Below are 1,036 nucleotides of genomic sequence, written 5' to 3' on the forward strand. Positions count from 1 at the left end.
CTTAAGCGCCAGTAAACGGCGGTGGTAACTATAACCATCCTAAGGTAGCGAAATTCCTTGTCGGGTAAGTTCCGACCTGCACGAATGGCGTAACGACTTCTCGACTGTCTCAACCATAGGCCCGGTGAAATTGCACTACGAGTAAAGATGCTCGTTTCGCGCAGCAGGACGGAAAGACCCCGGGACCTTTACTACAGTTTGATATTGGTGTTCGGTTCGGCTTGTGTAGGATAGCTGGGAGACTGTGAAGTCCACACGCCAGTGTGGGTGGAGTCGTCGTTGAAATACCAGTCTGGTCGTGCTGGATGTCTAACCTGGGTCCGTGATCCGGATCAGGGACAGTGTCTGATGGGTAGTTTAACTGGGGCGGTTGCCTCCTAAAGAGTAACGGAGGCGCCCAAAGGTTCCCTCAGCCTGGTTGGCAATCAGGTGTTGAGTGTAAGTGCACAAGGGAGCTTGACTGTGAGACCGACGGGTCGAGCAGGGACGAAAGTCGGGACTAGTGATCCGGCGGTGGCTTGTGGAAGCGCCGTCGCTCAACGGATAAAAGGTACCCCGGGGATAACAGGCTGATCTTCCCCAAGAGTCCATATCGACGGGATGGTTTGGCACCTCGATGTCGGCTCGTCGCATCCTGGGGCTGGAGTCGGTCCCAAGGGTTGGGCTGTTCGCCCATTAAAGCGGTACGCGAGCTGGGTTTAGAACGTCGTGAGACAGTTCGGTCCCTATCCGCTGTGCGCGTAGGAGTCTTGAGAAGGGCTGTCCCTAGTACGAGAGGACCGGGACGGACGAACCTCTGGTGTGCCAGTTGTTCTGCCAAGGGCATGGCTGGTTGGCTACGTTCGGGAGGGATAACCGCTGAAAGCATCTAAGCGGGAAGCCTGCTTCGAGATGAGGACTCCCACCTCCATGAGAGGGTAAGGCTCCCAGTAGACGACTGGGTTGATAGGCCGGATATGGAAGCACGGTAACGTGTGGAGTTGACCGGTACTAATAGGCCGAGGGCTTGTCCTCAGTTGCTCGCGTCCACTGTGTT

General features: G+C 56.1%; 1 rRNA gene. It reads left to right on the forward strand.

Going from position 1 to position 1,036, the window contains the following annotated elements:
• A 23S ribosomal RNA gene (locus ACFZDI_RS35925) occupies positions 1–1,014 on the forward strand; the annotation flags it as partial.
• Between the last annotated feature and the right edge of the window lie 22 nt (positions 1,015–1,036).

It is taken from the genome of Streptomyces sp. NPDC007907 (assembly GCF_042959365.1).
In the GTDB taxonomy this organism is placed as follows: domain Bacteria; phylum Actinomycetota; class Actinomycetes; order Streptomycetales; family Streptomycetaceae; genus Streptomyces; species Streptomyces indiaensis.